Genomic DNA, 17,075 nt, shown 5'->3' on the forward strand with positions numbered 1-17,075 from the left:
GCCCAGCTCGTCCTGACAAGGTGTACGGCGTGTGACGTGTCCGTTCTGTTCACGTTGTGGACACCATCGCGCATCCTGCAAGTTCTTGCAGGATCTTGCTGAAAAGTCAGAGGCGCCTGGGTACAGTGCCGGGCGTGAGCAGCAGAGCACGGCTGGCGGACATCGCGGCCAAGGCGGGGGTCAGTGAGGCGACGGTCTCGCGGGTGCTGAACGGGAAGCCGGGGGTCGCCGAGGACACGAAACAGTCGGTGCTGACCGCCCTCGACGTACTGGGGTTCGAGCGGCCGTCGCGGTTGCGGCGCCGGTCCGCGGGACTGATCGGGCTGGTGATGCCGGAGCTGATCAACCCGATCTTCCCGGCGTTCGCGCAGGTGATCGAGTCGGCGTTGTCGCAGCGCGGATTCACCCCGGTGCTGTGTACGCAGTCGCCGTCGGGCGCGACCGAGGAGGAGTACGTCGAGATGCTGCTCGAGCGCGGCGTCTCCGGGATCATCTTCGTCTCCGGTCTGCACGCGGACACCGGCGCGGACCACGAGCGCTACCAGGCCCTGGTCGAGCGTCGGCTGCCGGTGGTGTTCGTGAACGGCTGGCTGCCGTCGGTCGAGGCGCCGTTCGTGTCGTCGGACGAGTACGCCGCGATGGAGCAGGCGGTCACCCACCTGGTCGCTCTCGGGCACCGCCGGATCGGTTTCGCCTCCGGGCCGGAGCGGTTCATCGTCGTCCAGCGGAAGCTGGCCGGGTACCGGATCTCGATGAAGGCGCAACTCGGCCTGTCCGACGAGGACCTGGACCCGATGGTTGCCTTGAGCATGTTCGGTGTCGAGGGCGGCGAGGCGGCCGGCCGGCAGTTGCTGGACGCCGAGGTCACCGCGGTCGTCTGCGGCTCCGACATGATGGCGCTCGGCGTCATCCGCGCCGCCCGTCAGCGTGGCCTTTCGGTTCCCGGTGACTTCTCGGTGGTCGGGTACGACGACGCGCCGATGATGGAGTTCACCGACCCGCCGATGACGACGATCCGCCAGCCCGTACAGGCGATGGGCCTGGCCGCGGTCCAGTCCCTCCTCGAGGAGGTACGCGGCCACACCACCCCCCGCACCGAGTTCCTCTTCCGACCAGAACTCGTCGTCCGCGGCTCGACCGGCCCGGTCAGGAACACCTGAGGGTTGGGCTCCGGCTCGGCTCGTCCCCTGCCGGAGGAGCCGAGCCGGAGGTCGGTCAGCGAGCGGTGTGGAACGCTGCGCCGGGAACTGCGCCGAACCCGTTGGCCCAGAGTTGGTTGACCTTGGAGCGTTCGGTCGAGTTCGGGTAGGCGTTCGTGCAGGACGGGCCCGGGCCGCCGCCGGACATCAGTTCGGAACAGGGGCCGGAGTAGTGGTCGGGCAGACCGAGGACGTGGCCGGTCTCGTGGGCCACGATCCGGGTCTTGTTGTACTGCTGCGACTGGGCGTAATCGATGAAGATGTAGCCGCTCCCGTGCCCGTCGGTCGACGCGTACGAGCCACGCGAGTCGTTGCCTTCGGTGTAGTAGAAGTCGTAGTTGCTGCCCTCGACGAGCTTCACGTTGCTTACCGACGAGTTCCAGATCTGCGTGCTGGACGAGATCTGGGAAGCGAACGTCGGCGCGTCGACGGCGTACGTGACGGTGACTGCCGTGACCTTCCGACCGGCCTTGGTCTGTTGGGCCAGCTTGGCCCGGGCTGACTTCATCACGGCGTCGTAGAACGCCTTCGTGGCGGCTTCGTCCTGCGGCGAGCCGACGTACGCCGCGCGGGTGGCGGCGGTGGAGACGTGCGGGTCAACGGCGGGCGCGGCAGTCGAGGGGGACGCTGCCAGCGCGGGTACGGCCAGCGCGGCGGCGGCGAGCCCCGCGAGGCTGGAGAGGATACGGCGATGCGACATGGAGGGCCTCACTCCGAATCGGTGGCGGATAGCGACGGGCGGATTACCGATCGCCACCATCGGATGCTCCCAAGACTCCCGATTTTCCGCATCGCTTCCCGCAAAACCCTCGGGTTAACCCGCGAATGCGACGGCCCGTTCTATGCCTCACATAACTGCGGGGTTATGAGCTCAGCGGTCGTGCGCCGCGAGGAACGTCCGCAGATCATCCGCGATCCGGTCGGGGTACTCGCCGTTGACCGCATGGGACGCGTCCGGATACAGCACGACGGTCTTGATCCGGAGTGCGCGTTCCGCCGTACTCCGGGCCATCGGCGGGTCGTGCATCACCGAGCGGCCGGCGATGATCGCCAGGACCGGCATCGGTAGTGCGGCCAGCTGGGTCTCGGTGATGCGGTGCGGTGACGGCTGCTTGATCGTGTAGTTCTTCATGCCGGCCTCGATCATGTCGGCGACCGGTACGTGCTCCACGGGCGCGCCGCCGGCGGTGTACGAGTTGAAGCTGTCCCGGCAGGATCGCGGCAGCCACTTGACCGTGGCCGCGACGGAACGAATCACGGTCTTCAGCGGCAGGCCGTCGTACACGAAGGGCGCGTCCAGGGTGGTGACGGTGGCGATCCGGTCCGGCCGACGTACGGCGAGATTCATCGCGGTCCAGCCACCGATCGACAGCCCGAGCAGGTTGAACCGCTGCTCGGGCAGGGCCGCGAGGGTCTGGTCGAGCCAGGCCGCCTTGTCCTCGTCGGAGGTGATCGGCTTGGTCTGGATGCTCATCCCGGGCTCGCCGAGCAGGTCGATCGCATAGACATCGGTGATCGCGAGCAACGACTTCAGGTTGTCGGCCCAGACCGGCGTTCCGGACGACGTACCGGGCAACAGAACGAGCGGGTGCAGCCTGCTCTTGGCGCCGGCGTACTGGTAGACGCGAACGACGCCGTAGTCCGTGCGGACGTCGCGGACCGCGGTCGGGGCGGGCAGGTCCCGCATCGCTGCGTCGTACTTCGAGCGGTAGTCCTCGAAGCCGGCTGCGCTGTTCCAGTGGCCCACTGGATTCCTTGACATGAATCCTCTCCTAACCGATTGGTAGGTGATCTAACCATACGGTAGGTTGTAGGCATGCCTTCAGCGCGCGGCCGGAACCTGACGTTCACCGAGGAGGCCCGCCGGGCGCAGCTGGTCGACGTCACGATCGAGTTGGTCGCTGAGCGTGGCTATGCCGCCGCATCGCTCGGGCGGATCGCGGAGAGCGCGGGAATCACGAAGGCGGGAGTGCTGTATCACTTCCCGTCGAAGCAAGCGCTGGTCGAGGCTGCGCACGAGCATGTCGTGTCCGCGTTTGTGGCGACGGTCGGCGCAGCCGTTGAAGCGGTGGGGCCCGCGGAGGGCCCGGCGGCGTACATCCGGTCGATGGTCGGGCACCTTCGGGAGCGGCCGCGACACGTGCGGATGCTGATCGAGGCGATCACCTCCGGTGCGTCGCTGACCGACTCGAAGCAGCGCTGGTCGGCGGTGGCGGAGCTGGTGTCCGCGGCGCGCGCTGCCCGTGGGCTGACGGGGGAGGTGGACGTGCGGTCCGCGGCATTGCTGATTGGTGGCGGCATCGACGCGATCGTGGCCGAGTCGATGAAGGATTCGGAGTACGACGCTGTGGCGGCCGCCGAACTGCTTGTCGAAGTGGTGGAGTGCGGCCTGCTGTCCTAATAGCCCTAGTGGCCCTAGTAGTCCGGGTGGTCAGGCCTCGCCGGGGATGCCGACGTTGAGGAGGCGGGCGCCGGGGCCTCGGGTGGAGAGCCGGTCTTCCTTGTTGTAGAGGTTGCAGCGCTGGAGGCTGAGGCACCCGCAGCCGATGCAGGAGTCGAGGTCGTCGCGGAGGCGTTCGAGCTCCTCGATGCGTTCGTCGAGTCGGCTGCGCCAGGTCTTCGAGAGCTTGCTCCAGTCGGCGCGTGTCGGCGTACGGTCCTCAGGAAGCGAGTCCAGTGCCTGCTTGATCTCCGCGAGCGCGAGGCCGACCCGCTGCGCCGCCTGCACGAACGCGATCCGTCGCAGCGTGCTGCGCTGGTACTGCCGCTGGTTGCCGGCCGTACGCCGGGACGCGATCAGGCCCTGGTCCTCGTAGAAGCGCAACGCCGATGCCGCCACCCCGGACCGATGCGCGATCTCCCCGATCGAGAGCCAGTGCTCCTTGCTGGGGACGTTCTCCTCACCCATACCCGCCACCCTAGAACCCCGCCCCAAAAATTCAACCACGCTTGAAGTACGGGGAAAGACCAGTCGGGTGGGTGGTCTGGCGGTCGGGTGCATGGCTGGGTGCATGGTCGGGTGCATGGTCGGGGGAACGGTCACGATCGGTTATACTTTTGGGGTGTCGGTGCGCGCGTCGCGTCACCAGAGATGTTCCAGGCGCTCCGACCCGTCGGTTTCGGCATCCGCTGAAAGTCCGGCGACATGGGTGCAACGCGATAGCACCCGCAGGTCGATGCCCGTCTCCTGCTGAGCACGTTGTTGTCCGGTCATGTTCGTGACCGGCGCTCTCGTGCGGCTGCGATCCGGCAATTCGTCCGTGAATCCGAGAGAGAGTTTGCGTGACCCAGCACCACCCCCACGACCCCGAGTCCGCCGACGGGCGGATCAAGAAGCCACGGCACAAGAAACACCAGAACCAGTCGTACGGCGAACGCCTCGCGGCGGACCCGACCTATGTCGCACCACGCACGGACAGCGCGCCGGTGAAGGGGTACCGCTCCGAGCAGCCCCGCAACGATCGCGGGCAGCGCTCGACCGACCGTAACCGCGACGAGCGGAACGACCGGTCGTACAACCGCGACGACCGCTCCGCCGCGCGCACCAACCGCGACGACCGCCCGGCCTTCCGCCGCGACGAGCGTCCGCAGTACAACCGCGACGACCGTTCGTCGAACAACCGGGGCGACCGCCCGTCGTACAACCGCGACGAGCGTCCGTCCTACAACCGGGACGACCGCTCGCGGTTCAACCGGGACGACCGTCCGCAGGGCAACCGCGACGAGCGCCCGTCGTACAACCGTGACGACCGGTCGCGGTTCAACCGGGATGACCGTTCGCAGGGAAACCGCGACGAGCGTCCGCGCTTCAACCGTGACGAGCGTCCGTCGTTCAACCGTGACGACCGTTCCTCCTACAACCGTGACGACCGGTCGCGGTTCAACCGGGATGACCGTCCGCAGGGCAACCGCGACGAGCGTCCGCGGTTCAACCGTGACGACCGCTCCCAAGGCAGTCGCGACGAGCGTCCGGCGTACAGCCGCGACGACCGTTCGTCGTACCGGCGCGACGACCGTTCGCAGGGCGAGCGGACCGATCGGCCGCGGTTCAATCGCGACGAGCGTCCGCAGTACAGCCGGGACGACCGGCCGCAGTACAACCGGGACGAGCGGCCGCAGTACAACCGGGACGAGCGTCCGCGGTTCAACCGGGACGAGCGTCCGCAGTACACCAATGACCGTCCGCGGTTCGACCAGGACGACAAGAGCTATCGGAGGGACCAGCGAGTGGAGAACCGGGACGACCGGCGGAGTGAGCGGGCGGAACAGCCGGTGGATCTCGGTACTGTTGCTGACGACAACCAGTTTGCGGCTCTCGGCCTCGCGCCGCGGCTCGTGCAGCGGCTGGCCCGGGACGGGATCACCGCGCCGTTCCCGATCCAGGCCGCGACCATCCCGGACGCGCTGGCCGGCAAGGACGTGCTCGGCCGCGGTCAGACCGGCTCCGGCAAGACGCTCGGCTTCGGTCTTCCGACGCTGATGCGGCTGTCCGGCGGCCACACCGAGTCGCGCCGCCCGCGCGGCATGATCCTGGTGCCGACCCGTGAGCTCGCGATGCAGGTGCACGACGCCCTCGAGCCGCTCGCGCACGTGATGAACGTGTCGCTGAAGCTGATCGCCGGCGGTCTGCCGTACCCGAAGCAGATCGACGCGCTCCGTCGCGGCGTCGACCTGCTGATCGCCACCCCGGGCCGCCTGATCGACCTGTGCGAGCAGGGCGCGGCCGACCTCGGCGCCGTGGAGGTCGCGGTCCTGGACGAGGCCGACCACATGTGTGACATGGGCTTCATGCCGGCCGTCACCACGCTGCTCGACATGACACCGCCGGAAGGCCAGCGCCTGCTGTTCTCGGCGACGCTGGACAACGACGTCGACAAGATCGTGAAGACCTACCTGAAGGACCCGGTGCAGCACTCGACCGAGTCCGGCCAGGCGTCGGTCAGCACGATGGAGCACCACCTGCTGGTCATCGAGCCGGCGCACAAGCAGTCCCTGACCGCCGAACTCGCCAGCCGGGACGGCCGGACCATCGTGTTCGTCCGCACCAAGCTGGGCGCCGACCGGATCGCGACACAGCTGCGCGACCGTGGCGTGATGGCAGCGGCGCTGCACGGCGGCCTCACCCAGGGCATGCGGAACCGGACGCTGGACCAGTTCAAGGACGGTTCGGTTCCGGTGCTCGTGGCAACGGATGTCGCGGCTCGCGGCATCCACGTCGACGACGTCGGCCTGGTCGTCCAGGCTGACCCGCCGGCCGAGCACAAGGACTACCTGCACCGCGCCGGCCGTACGGCGCGTGCCGGTGGCAAGGGCGCCGTCGTCACCCTGCTGCTGCCGCACCAGCGCCGCGGGATGATCCGGATGGCCGAGTCCGCCGGCGTCAAGGCCGAGCCGGTCCGGGCCCGTCCGGGCGACGAGCTCGTCACCGAGCTGACCGGCGGCACCAAGCCGTCCGGCTACCCGGTGAAGCTTCCGGCCCCGAAGCCGCAGCGCTTCAACAAGGGCGGTGGCAAGCGCTACGGCAGCACCCGTCCGGGTCGCGGCCACGACAGCCGGGGCGGCAACGGCCCGCGTCGCAGTGGCAGCGGCGGCCGTCGTACCGACGGAAAGTCCTACCAGCACTGATACACAACAAACGGTGGGCTGGCACAGGAAATAACCTGTGTCAGCCCACCGTTTTGTGTGCGGTGCCTCAGGTGAGGACGGCCCAGAGTCGGGCCAGGATGGTTGCGATCTCTTCGGGGTCGAGGGGGATGAGCTCCAGCATCAGCTCGTTGTCGGCCATCCGGTCGGTCATCACGTAGATGGGTGGTGTGCCGGCCTCGAGCTCGGTGGCGACGCGCTTGGCGTCGGAGACCTTCAGCAGGACCCGCGACACCTGCAGGCCGGTCGGGTCCGGGACCACCTCGGCCGTGACGCCGGGGATCCGCGCGACCGCGGCGACGAACGCATCCACCTTGGCGAGCTCGTCGGCCTCCCACTTCATCCGGTCGAACGCCTGCCACTCCTCGAGTGCCGCGAGGACGCCGACGATCGCTTCCTTCGTCGGCTTCATCACTCGCCCGATGCCCTTCTCCTGCGCCCGCAGCGCCTGCACCAGCGACCAGCTCCCGGCCGCCATCCCGGCGGTCGGCGAGCCGAGGTACTTCTGCCCGCTCACCAGCACCAGATCCGCGCCGGTCGCGAGCAGGTCCGCGATCCGCGGGAACTGCGCCGCGCCGTCGATGATCGCCGGTACGCCGCGACGGTGCGCGGCCCGGATCGCGGCTACGAGATCTATCGGCGCACCCGTCGTCAACCGCGACGACACCAGCATCAGGCAGGCGATGTCGGGCCCGTCGAGTTCGGCCTCCAGGTCGGCGATCGAGCAGCCGTCCTCGTCGCCGGCCAGGTCCACGTGCGCGCCGGCCAGCCGGACGGCCTGCAGGTTGGAATGCCCGTAGTCGATCACGTGGCAGGCCGGCAGGACGACGCGGTTGTGCATGTCCGTTGTGTCCGGCAACGCCGCCGTACGCCGGGGGTCGCCGCCGGTCATCGTGGCCGCGACCGCGAGCGTGATGCCGGCCGCGGTGCAGTGCACGACGGCGCCCGCCTGGGCGCCGGTCACTTGCGCGATGGCTTCGCTGGCGCGGTCGCCGAGCTCGTCCATCACGAAGAACTCGGGCAGTGCCTGTGCGACGGCCGCCGCCACGCCGTCGGAGCTCCTCGACACCCCCAGCGGGGTGTACGTCCCCTTGGCGTTGATCACCACACTCAACCGATAACGATCGTGAATGCTCATGGTGTTGCTGAGCGTAGTGGTGACGGACTGCAATTGGCGAGAGCCTGAGAGCAGTCGAGATCTTGACCCAAAGCTACTCGTGAGTCATTCTCACTTTTACCGACCTGAGGAGGGAACCGTGCCCCGCCCCGCACCCCGAACCCGCCTTCGTACGACGCTCGCCGTGGCAGCCGTCACCGCCGCCCTCGCAGCCCTGCCCGCGCCGACCCAAGCGGCACCGCGAGTGGTGTCGCAAGCTGTTGCCGCGAGCCCCGGTGACTATTGCCTCGAGCAATGTCGCGACATCCTGCCGCCGGGCCAGAACGGTAACGCCACGTTCACGGATCTCCTTGCTTTCAAGGCGTTAGGGGTCCGGCCGGCGCACTTCAGCGACACGCTGAAGCCGTACCAGGACCTGGTCTGGAACTCACAGGGCATCACCGACGACGGCCTCGCGTCGTACTACGACGACTCGTCGTTCGGCGTGAAACCGGATGACGTGGCAAGCACCGTCAAACCGCGCAGTGATGTCACGATCGTCCGGGACAAATCGCGCGGCATCCCGCACATCACCGGCACCACCCGGCTTGGCACGATGTTCGGTGCCGGGTACGCCGGCGCGCAGGACCGGCTGTTCGTGATGGACGTGTTCCGGCATCTCGGGCGCGGCCAGCTGACCCCGTTCGCGGGTGGGGCGGCGGCGAACCGCGAGTTCGAGCAGGAGTTCTGGCGGACCGCGCCGTACACGGAGGCCGATCTGCAGCGGCAGTTCGACGACGCGGACGAGTTGTACGGCGCCGACGGCGTGAAGATGCAGCAGGACATCCAGGCCTGGGTCGACGGTGTGAACCACTACATCGACACGGTCGGCATCGCGTACCCGGGTGAGTACGTCGCCCTCGGTCTCGATTGGCCGACGCCGCACTGGAAGGTGACCGACGTGGTCGCCACCGCGGCCGTGGTCGCGGGCATCTTCGGCACCGGCGGCGGCGCCGAGGTCACGTCCGCGCTCGCGCTCCTCGAGGCGCAGGCGAAGTACGGCGTTGCCCAGGGCACCAAGGTGTGGGAGTCGTTCCGTTCCCAGAACGACCCGGAAGCCAGTACGACGGTGCACAACGGCACGACCTTCCCGTACGGCACCACCGGCCCGAACCCGGCCGGCCGCGCGCTGCCGGACCGCGGCTCGGTCACCCCGGAGCCTGAGGTGGTCGACCAGACGGTCAACAAGACGGCGACCGCGAAGCCGGCGCCGAAGGGCGCGGAAAGTCTGCGCGGAATCTTCGATGGCGGACTCTTTCCGGAAGGTTTCGGAAAGAAGGGCATGTCGAATGCCTTGCTGGTTTCCGGCGCGCACACGCAGTCCGGCAACCCGATCGCCGTCTACGGCCCGCAGACCGGGTACTTCGCCCCGCAGCTGCTGCTCCGCCAGGAACTGCAGGGGCCCGGAGTCAGCTCACGCGGGATCGCGTTCGCCGGCCTGAACTTCTACACGCTGATCGGTCGCGGCGCCGACTACTCGTGGAGCGCCACGTCCGCGGGGCAGGACATCACCGACACGTTCGCCGTACCGCTGTGTGAGCCGAACGGCGGGACGCCGACCAAGACCTCGCAGTACTACGTTTTCCGTGGCCAGTGCGTGCCGATCGAGCGGCTCGAGCGACACAATGCGTGGTACTCCAGCCTCGGTTCGTCGGAGCCCGCCGGGTCGTACACGTTGGTTGCCCTGCGCACCAAGTACGGAATCGTCACGCACCGCGGAACGGTCGGCGGAAAGCCGGTGCTGTTCACGAAGAACCGGTCGACGTACGGCAACGAGGCGGGGTCGGCGCTCGGGTTCATGCAGTTCAACGACCCCGACAAGATCCACTCGGCCGCCGACTTCCAGAAGGCCGCGGCGAACATCGGCTACACGTTCAACTGGTTCTACACCGACAAGAACTCGATCGCGTACTTCAACTCCGGCGACAACCCGGTCCGCGCGGACGGCGCCGACCCGAACCTGCCGAGCTGGAGCTCGTACGAGTGGCAAGGCTGGAACCCGGCCACGAACCGCGCGACCTATACACCGCAGGCCCAGCATCCGCAGGTGGTGAACCAGGACTACCTGACCAGCTGGAACAACAAGCAGGCGCCCGGGTTCTCCGCTTCGGACGGGCAGTGGGGCTACAACGCGGTCTACCGGAGTCAGCCGCTCGACGACCGGATCAAGGCGGTCATCGGCAACGGCCAGAAGTTCACCCGCGGGAAGCTGGTCGAGGCGATGGAGGACGCGGCCACGGTCGACCTCCGCGGCGACCAGGTCCTGCCCTATCTCTTGAGAGTCCTCGAGTCCGCGCCGATCAGCGATCCGGCCGTCGCCGACGCGGTCACGAAGCTGACCGCCTGGGAACAGGCCGGCGCACACCGGAAGACCCCGAACGCGTCCTCGAAGACGTATGACAACGCGGACGCGATCCGGATCCTCGACGCCTGGTGGCCGCTGCTCGTCCCGGCCGAGTTCAAGGATCTCGGCCCCGACCTGTACGGCGCCCTGGTCGCGAACCTGAAGATCGACGAGCGCCCGAGCGCGCAGGGATCCGCGTTCCAGAGCGGCTGGTGGGGCTTCGTCCAGCGGGATCTGCGGAAGGTGCTCGGCGACCCGGTGCAGGCGGCCCAGCCGGTGACGTACTGCGGTGGCGGGGCGCTGGCCGCGTGTCGGTCGGTCCTCACCGAGACCTTGCTGGCGGCAACCAAGGTGCCGGCAACGACGACGTACCCGGCAACCGCGGACTGTGCGGCGGGTGATCAGTTCTGCGCCGACCAGATCGCGCACAACCTGATGGGCGGCATCACCCAGGACCGGATCGCGTGGGTGAACCGGCCGACGTACCAGCAGGTGGTCGAGTTCCCGGCGAAGCGCGGCGACGACGTCAGCAACCTGGCGGTCGGGAAGACGGCGACCGCGAGCAGCTACGAGAAGGGCTGGTACAACTCCCCGCCGGCCCAGGCGGTCGACGGGAAACTGGACACCCGGTGGGCGAGTGACTGGTCCGATCCGCAGTGGCTGAAGGTTGACCTCGGCAACGAGCAGACCGTCAGCCGGGTGGTGCTGCGGTGGGAGGCGGCGTACGCGAAGGGCTACCGCGTGGAGGTGTCACGGGACGGGTCCACCTGGCAGCAGGTGTACGCGACGACGGCCGGTGACGGTGGGGTGGATGTGGTGCGGTTCGGCGCCGTACCGGCCCGGTATGTGCGGGTGACGGGAACCCAGCGGGCGACGGCGTACGGGTATTCACTGTATGAGCTGCAAGTCTTCAGATGGTGATACCCCGGGGCCTGTCAGGATTAGGCCATGAACCAGAACTTTCCCCCGAACCCGCCGTATCCGCCGCAGCAGCCCGGTTACCAGCCGGGGCCCGGTTATCAGCAAGGGCCCGGGTATCAGCCGGGGCCGTCGCAGGGGTATCAGCAGGGGTACCAGCAGGGTCCGCCTCCTCAGCAGGGTCAGCCGCAGCAGGGCTACGGCCAGCAGGGCGGCTATCAGCCGGCTCCCTCGAACGTGCCGCATGTCGCCCCGCAGGGATCGCCGTACCCGGTGCTGGTCTCGACCATGAACGACCTGCCCGGGTACACCGCGGAAAACGTGTTCGGCGAGGTCTTCGGGCTGACCGTGCGGAGCCGCAACATCGGGTCGAACTTCACCGCGAGCTTCCGGTCGCTGGGCGGTGGCGAGGTGCCGGAGTACACCCAGATGCTGGCCGAGTCGCGGCACGTCGCCGTGATGCGGATGTGCCAGATGGCGCAGCAGATGGGCGCCAACGCGATCCTCGCGATGCGGTTCGACTGCAACGAGATCGCGCAGACCATGAGCGAGGTGGCCGCCTACGGTACGGCGGTGGTCGTGCGGAAGATCGAGCCGCCGCGGCCGACCGACACGACTCCCGACGAGGACGATGCCAATGACAGCTGACCTTCGATTTCCGCCCGGTTTCCGGTGGGGCGTCTCGACGTCGGCGTACCAGATCGAGGGTGCCGTGGCCGAGGACGGCCGCGGTCCCTCGACCTGGGACACGTTCTGCGCCGAGCCCGGCCGGATTCTCAACGGCGACACCGGGGCGGTGGCGTGCGACCACTATCACCGGTACGCCGAGGACGTCGCGCTGATGCGTGAGCTGGGGGTGGACACCTACCGGTTCTCGTTCTCCTGGCCTCGGATCCAGCCGTCGGGAAGCGGGCCGGGGAACGCGGCCGGCCTGGACTTCTACGACCGGCTGATCGACACGCTGCTCGGCGCCGGGATCCAGCCGGCGCCGACGCTGTACCACTGGGACACCCCGCAGCCGCTCGAGGACGCGGGCGGCTGGCTGTCCCGCGACATCACCGACCGGTTCGCGGAATACGCCGGAATTCTGGCCGCGCACTTCGCGGACCGGGTGCCGATGTGGATCACCATCAACGAGCCGATGGTGCTGACACTGATGGGCTACTCCCTCGGTGCGCATGCTCCCGGCAAGGAGCTGCTGTTCGACGCGCTCCCGGTCGCGCACCATCAGCTGCTCGCCCACGGCCGCGCGGTACAGGCGCTGCGAGCGGCCGGCGCCCCGAGCATCGGCATCGCGTCCAACCACGCACCGACCTGGCCGGCGAGCGACAGCGCGGAGGACAAGGAGGCGGCCGCGCTGTACGACAACCTGATCAACTGGTTGTTCGCCGACCCGATCCTGCTCGGGGAGTACCCGGCCGGCATGGGCGACGCGATGCCCGGCCCGGTCGCCGACGACCTCGCGGTCATCTCGACGCCGCTCGACTTCTTCGGCATCAACCACTACGCGCCGGTCTCCGTCGGTGTCGCCACCGGGCAGGCCGACACCGCGGCCACCGACGGTGTGCTGCTGCCGCCCGGCCTGCCGTTCGAGCCGCGGACATTGCCCGGGTACCCGACCACGGACTTCGGCTGGCCGATCGTGCCGGACGCGTTCGGCGAGATCCTGCGGATCTTCAAGGCGCGGTACGGCGACAGGCTGCCGCCGATCTACATCACCGAGAACGGGTGCGCGATCAACGACGAGCCCGTCGACGGGGTGGTGTCGGACCAGCGGCGGATCGACTACCTGGACGGGTATCTGCGGTCGTTGAAGGCCGCGATGGACGACGGGATCGACGTCCGCGGGTACTTCCAGTGGTCGCTGATGGACAACTTCGAATGGGCGGCCGGGTACTCGCAGCGGTTCGGGCTCGTGCACCTCGACTTCGAGACGCTGGAGCGGACGCCGAAAGCGTCGTACCACTGGTTCCGTGACCTGATTGCCCAGAGTCGATCGGTTCCGGGTCGGCGATGATTCCCGAGCCGGGCGTGGTGCCGTCCGCGCTGGCGGAACCGACTGTCCGGGTGCGCGGCGGCTGGACCGCTGCCGTCGTACTGGCGAACGTCGGGGTGTTCGCGGCCTGGCTCGGACCGATTCAGGTGCTGCTCGCGAAGCAGTCCGAGGCAGTTGCTCCAGGCAACAAGGAATACGTTTTCGGTTTGGTGACCGGCGTCGGCGCGGCGGTTTCGGTGGTTGCGAACCCTGCTTTCGGTGCGATGTCCGACCGGACCACGTCCCGCTACGGACGCCGGGTCCCGTGGGTGGTCGCCGGTGCGATCGGTGGCGCGATCGGGCTCGGCATCTTGTCGGGCGCGCACGTGATCGCGTTGATGCTGATCGGCTGGTGCCTGATGCAGCTGTTCGGCAACGCATTGCTCGCCGCGGCGACCGCCGTCGTACCCGACCGCGTCCCGGTCACGCAGCGCGGCGCCGTCGGCGGATGGGTCGCTATCTCTCAAGTCCTCGGCGCACTGGTCGGGACAGCGTTGGCCGCGGCGTTCAACCGCTTCACCCTCGGGTACGTCGCCTGCGCCGTCTTCTTGTTGTTGTCGGTCGTGCCGTACCTGCTTCGGAGCGGGGATGCGACCTTGACGGAGCGACCGGCGTTCGTGTTCGGCGAATTCGTGAAGAGCTTCTGGATCAGCCCGCGGCGCTACCCGGACTTCGGGTGGGCGTGGCTGACACGGTTCCTGTTCAACGTGGGTAATGCGTTGGGGACGTTGTACCTCTTCTACTACCTGCAGGACGAGGTCGGTGTCGCTGACCCGGACACCGGCGTACTGATCCTGACGGCGATCTACAGCGTGTGCGTGCTGGTGACCGCGATCAGCTTCGGCCGTTGGTCGGACCGGTCCGCGCGGCGCAAAGTGTTCGTCACCGCGTCCGGGTGGGTGATGGCGGCGGCCGGCGTCGTACTCGCGGTCTGGCCGACCTGGCCGGGCGCGATCCTCGGGGCGACCGTCCTCGGCGCCGGCTTCGGCGTCTACCTGTCCGTCGACTTCGCCCTGCTCACCCAGGTCCTCCCCAGCGCCCGCAGCCGCGGCAAGGACCTTGGCGTCATCAACATCGCCAACTCCCTCCCGCAGGTCCTGGCCCCAGCCATCGCCGCCCCCATCGTCAAACACCTGGGCGGCTACCCGGTCCTCTACCTCCTGGCATCCGCGGTAACGCTCCTTGCCGGCGTACTGGTCACCCGAATCCGTTCGGTCAGCTAGGCGGCCGCCTCTGGCTTGCAGCCGCTCGCTCCTGTCACGATGAGGCGTGAGCGGACCATGACGAACCGCCGGGAGCGATCGCTGCTGATCCAGCGCCTTGCAGCGTTCGGCGCCGTCGACGGCGATGCGGAGGACGAGCGCCTCCGACGGTCGACGCTCGTGCTGTCGACCTCGCTGATCTGCGTCCTCACGCCACTCTGGGTGGTCACCTACCTCGCCCTCGGCCTGCCGATCCCGATGTCGATCCCGTTGGGCTACCTGGTCGTCACGATCCCTTCGCTGGTCTGGTTCGCCCGGACGCGGCGATACGTCCCGTTCCGGACGTTCCAGCTGACGCTGATGCTCCTGCTCCCCTTCGCCCTCCAGTGGTCGCTCGGCGGCTTCGTCGCGTCGAGCGCCGTGTCGCTCTGGGGTCTCTGGCCGGCACTCGGCGCGGTCTTGTTCGTGGGGGCGCGCGGGGCAGTGGTCTGGTTCGCCGGATACCTTGCCCTCTTGGCCATCTCTGCCGCAATCGAGCCCATCCTCGAACCGGCTGCGATTCCGGATGCCGTGCAGACCGCGTTCTTCGTCGGGAACCTGACGGGGCCGTCGCTGGTCGCCTACCTGCTCCTGCAGTACTTCGTTCGCGAGCGCGATCGGGAGCATCAGCGGTCGGAACGCCTGCTCCTGAACGTCCTGCCGGCCGCGGTCGCGGCCCGTCTCAAGCAGCGTGAGGGGGTCATCGCCGACCGCTTCCCCGAGGCAACCGTGCTCTTCGCCGACATTGTGGACTTCACGCCGCTTGCGGTCGGGTTGCCGCCGGAGGACGTGGTCAGGTTGCTCGACGAGGTCTTCACCGCTTTCGATCGGCTCGCCGATGACTACCGCCTGGAGAAGATCAAGACCATCGGCGACGCCTACATGGTGGCGGGCGGCGTTCCGACGCCGCGGGACGATCACTGCGAGGCTGTCGCCGAGATGGCCCTTGCGATGCTGCAGGTGTGCCAGGGGTTGACAGACCTCAACACCGTGAGGTTGCGGATCGGCATGGACACCGGTCCGGTCGTGGCCGGCGTCATCGGGCAGCGCAAGTTCAGCTACGACCTGTGGGGCGATACGGTCAACACGGCGAGCCGGCTGGAGAGTCATGGTGTGCCCGGCTCGATCCAGGTCTCGTCACGGGTCTACGACCGCCTGTCTGATCGGTACAGCTTCGAACAGCGCGGCCTGATCGATCTGAAGGGCAAGGGTCCGACGCCCGCCTGGCTCCTACTGGGACCGCGGGCGTGATCAGCCGAGGGCCTCACTCAAAGCGCGGGCGGTAGCACCATTGGCGGGTACGGCGATGTGCTCGAGGTCCAGCCAGTCCGCCATCAGGTGGACCTCCGCGGCCAACTGCTCGACGAAGTCGGGGGCGGCTGGTTCGGGGGTGAGGGTGGGGATGACGAGCGTTGATGTCTGGCGGTCGGCTTTGAGGTCTACCAGGGCTACGAGTTGATCCCCCAGGAGGAACGGCAGGACGTAGTAGCCATGGATGCGTTGTGGGGCGGGGGTGTAGATGCTGATCCGGTAGAAGAAGTCGAACAGGTGATGGGTGCGGTCGCGGTTCCAGATCAGCGGGTCGAACGGCGAGAGCAGCGCCTGCGCGTCGATCGGGCGGTCCTTCGCCTCGTGCCAGCGGTACGCCTGCTGCTTCACGCCCTCGACACGAACCGGGATCAGCTCGCCGGCCTCGACCAGCTCGCCGACCACCTCGCGACCATTTGCTGTGGGCAACGGAAAGTGCCCCCGGCCGCTGACGCCACACAGCTCCTTCAGCGTCGCGATCCCCAGACCACGGGCCGCGATCCCGACCAGCTCACGACGGGCCTCGTCGGCGGTCGGCTCCGGAGCGTTGAGTACGTCGGCAGGCAGCACGCGCTCGGTCAGGTCGTAGATCCGCTCGAAGTGCCGCCGGCCCGCGATCGTCACCACGCCCGCGCAGAACAGGTACTCGATCGCGATCTTCGCGTCCTGCCAGTTCCACATCGTGCCGGTCGTCGGATCCGGATGCGGCTCGGAGCGCTTCCGCCGTACGCCGTCCGGGCTCGCCTCGCCCGCGGTCAGCGGCCCCTGCTCCGTCACGAGCCGCAGGACCTGGTCGACGTACCCGGGTCGCTCCGCCGTCAGCCGGCGCATTCCCGCGACGACCGACCACGGCGCGGTCACGTCCGGGCTCAGCTCCTCGTCCCACACCTGCCGCTCGGCCGCCCGCATCCGCCACCGCATCAAGGGGTACGTCGTCAACGGGAGCAGTGCAGCCTTGTGGGCCCAGAAGTACTCGAACAACTCCCGGTCCGCGCCCCAACTCATCTTGTCCAGACCCGCTCGCGAGTACTTCCCCACCCGTGAGAACACCGGCAGATAATGCGACCGGCACAACACGTTCACCGAGTCGAGTTGCAGCACACCTGCCCGCTGGACAGCCTTCCGCACGCGCCGCACATCCCCGCGCCCGCGCAGCTCCCCGAACCCCTGCGCCCCCAACGCAATCCGCCGCGCCTCAGCCCCCGAAACCTCATCACCAACGGCAGCCATG

At 68.3% G+C, this 17,075-nt stretch carries 13 protein-coding genes; 8 read left to right on the top strand and 5 right to left on the bottom strand.

The annotated features are described in order from the left end of the window. The first annotated feature begins 134 nt into the window (after positions 1–134). Positions 135–1,160 carry a LacI family DNA-binding transcriptional regulator gene (locus tag EV651_RS23005; RefSeq protein ID WP_133787291.1) on the top strand — a complete coding sequence of 342 codons (1,026 nt, stop codon included), beginning with the start codon at positions 135–137 and terminating at the stop codon, positions 1,158–1,160. Between the two features lie 55 nt (positions 1,161–1,215). Here EV651_RS23005 and snpA read toward each other — a convergent pair whose 3' ends face one another. Both snpA and EV651_RS23015 read right to left on the bottom strand, forming a co-directional pair. Beyond that, the gene (gene snpA / locus EV651_RS23010) at positions 1,216–1,899 is read right to left on the bottom strand and encodes a snapalysin (RefSeq protein WP_133787292.1); all 684 of its coding nucleotides are present in this window, start codon (positions 1,897–1,899) and stop codon (positions 1,216–1,218) included. A gap of 171 nt (positions 1,900–2,070) precedes the next feature. Beyond that, complete coding sequence (locus EV651_RS23015; protein ID WP_133787293.1) at positions 2,071–2,961, bottom strand: alpha/beta fold hydrolase; 891 nt, start codon at positions 2,959–2,961, stop codon at positions 2,071–2,073. Between the two features lie 54 nt (positions 2,962–3,015). Between EV651_RS23015 and EV651_RS23020 the strand changes: the two genes are divergently transcribed. Beyond that, positions 3,016–3,600 (top strand): TetR/AcrR family transcriptional regulator, encoded by a 585-nt coding sequence (locus EV651_RS23020; RefSeq protein WP_133787294.1) that lies wholly within the window; start codon positions 3,016–3,018, stop codon positions 3,598–3,600. Positions 3,601–3,630: 30 nt separating this feature from the next. Here EV651_RS23020 and soxR read toward each other — a convergent pair whose 3' ends face one another. Continuing rightward, the gene (gene soxR, locus EV651_RS23025) at positions 3,631–4,107 is read right to left on the bottom strand and encodes a redox-sensitive transcriptional activator SoxR (RefSeq protein ID WP_133787295.1); all 477 of its coding nucleotides are present in this window, start codon (positions 4,105–4,107) and stop codon (positions 3,631–3,633) included. Positions 4,108–4,481: 374 nt separating this feature from the next. Between soxR and EV651_RS23030 the strand changes: the two genes are divergently transcribed. Beyond that, the gene (locus EV651_RS23030) at positions 4,482–6,824 is read left to right on the top strand and encodes a DEAD/DEAH box helicase (RefSeq protein WP_238157134.1); all 2,343 of its coding nucleotides are present in this window, start codon (positions 4,482–4,484) and stop codon (positions 6,822–6,824) included. Between the two features lie 67 nt (positions 6,825–6,891). Here the strand turns inward: EV651_RS23030 and EV651_RS23035 are convergent, their stop codons facing one another. Further along, on the bottom strand, positions 6,892–7,980 hold the full coding sequence (locus EV651_RS23035; protein WP_133787296.1) for an aminotransferase class V-fold PLP-dependent enzyme: 1,089 nt from the start codon (positions 7,978–7,980) through the stop codon (positions 6,892–6,894). 118 nt (positions 7,981–8,098) lie between these two features. Between EV651_RS23035 and EV651_RS23040 the strand changes: the two genes are divergently transcribed. Genes EV651_RS23040 through EV651_RS23060 form a run of 5 tightly spaced genes read left to right on the top strand, consistent with a single transcriptional unit; the run spans position 8,099 to position 15,787 of the window. Beyond that, complete coding sequence (locus tag EV651_RS23040) at positions 8,099–11,263, top strand: penicillin acylase family protein (RefSeq protein ID WP_133787297.1); 3,165 nt, start codon at positions 8,099–8,101, stop codon at positions 11,261–11,263. Between the two features lie 27 nt (positions 11,264–11,290). After that, complete coding sequence (locus EV651_RS23045; RefSeq protein WP_133787298.1) at positions 11,291–11,908, top strand: YbjQ family protein; 618 nt, start codon at positions 11,291–11,293, stop codon at positions 11,906–11,908. Further along, positions 11,898–13,277, top strand: coding sequence for a GH1 family beta-glucosidase (locus tag EV651_RS23050; RefSeq protein WP_133787299.1), 1,380 nt, complete (start codon positions 11,898–11,900; stop codon positions 13,275–13,277). Before EV651_RS23045 ends, EV651_RS23050 begins: the two co-directional genes overlap by 11 nt. Further along, on the top strand, positions 13,274–14,518 hold the full coding sequence (locus tag EV651_RS23055) for an MFS transporter (protein ID WP_133787300.1): 1,245 nt from the start codon (positions 13,274–13,276) through the stop codon (positions 14,516–14,518). The genes EV651_RS23050 and EV651_RS23055 overlap by 4 nt, the downstream gene beginning before the upstream one ends. Before the next feature lie 57 nt (positions 14,519–14,575). Beyond that, a complete protein-coding gene (locus EV651_RS23060; RefSeq protein ID WP_166658716.1) occupies positions 14,576–15,787 on the top strand; it encodes an adenylate/guanylate cyclase domain-containing protein in 1,212 nt (403 codons plus the stop codon). Here the strand turns inward: EV651_RS23060 and EV651_RS23065 are convergent, their stop codons facing one another. Continuing rightward, positions 15,788–17,074, bottom strand: a complete 1,287-nt coding sequence (locus EV651_RS23065; protein ID WP_133787302.1) for a winged helix-turn-helix domain-containing protein — start codon at positions 17,072–17,074, stop codon at positions 15,788–15,790. It lies immediately after the preceding gene. Between the last annotated feature and the right edge of the window lies 1 nt (position 17,075).

This window comes from Kribbella sp. VKM Ac-2571, assembly GCF_004362255.1.
Lineage (GTDB): Bacteria > Actinomycetota > Actinomycetes > Propionibacteriales > Kribbellaceae > Kribbella > Kribbella pratensis.

Coding starts and splice junctions, on each gene's coding strand:
- snpA (WP_133787292.1), bottom strand. CDS start 1,899: ATGTCGCATCGCCGTATCCTCTCCAGCCTCGCGGGGCTCGCCGCCGCC.
- EV651_RS23015 (WP_133787293.1), bottom strand. CDS start 2,961: ATGTCAAGGAATCCAGTGGGCCACTGGAACAGCGCAGCCGGCTTCGAG.
- EV651_RS23020 (WP_133787294.1), top strand. CDS start 3,016: ATGCCTTCAGCGCGCGGCCGGAACCTGACGTTCACCGAGGAGGCCCGC.
- soxR (WP_133787295.1), bottom strand. CDS start 4,107: ATGGGTGAGGAGAACGTCCCCAGCAAGGAGCACTGGCTCTCGATCGGG.
- EV651_RS23035 (WP_133787296.1), bottom strand. CDS start 7,980: ATGAGCATTCACGATCGTTATCGGTTGAGTGTGGTGATCAACGCCAAG.
- EV651_RS23045 (WP_133787298.1), top strand. CDS start 11,291: ATGAACCAGAACTTTCCCCCGAACCCGCCGTATCCGCCGCAGCAGCCC.
- EV651_RS23050 (WP_133787299.1), top strand. CDS start 11,898: ATGACAGCTGACCTTCGATTTCCGCCCGGTTTCCGGTGGGGCGTCTCG.
- EV651_RS23055 (WP_133787300.1), top strand. CDS start 13,274: ATGATTCCCGAGCCGGGCGTGGTGCCGTCCGCGCTGGCGGAACCGACT.
- EV651_RS23060 (WP_166658716.1), top strand. CDS start 14,576: ATGACGAACCGCCGGGAGCGATCGCTGCTGATCCAGCGCCTTGCAGCG.
- EV651_RS23065 (WP_133787302.1), bottom strand. CDS start 17,074: ATGGCTGCCGTTGGTGATGAGGTTTCGGGGGCTGAGGCGCGGCGGATT.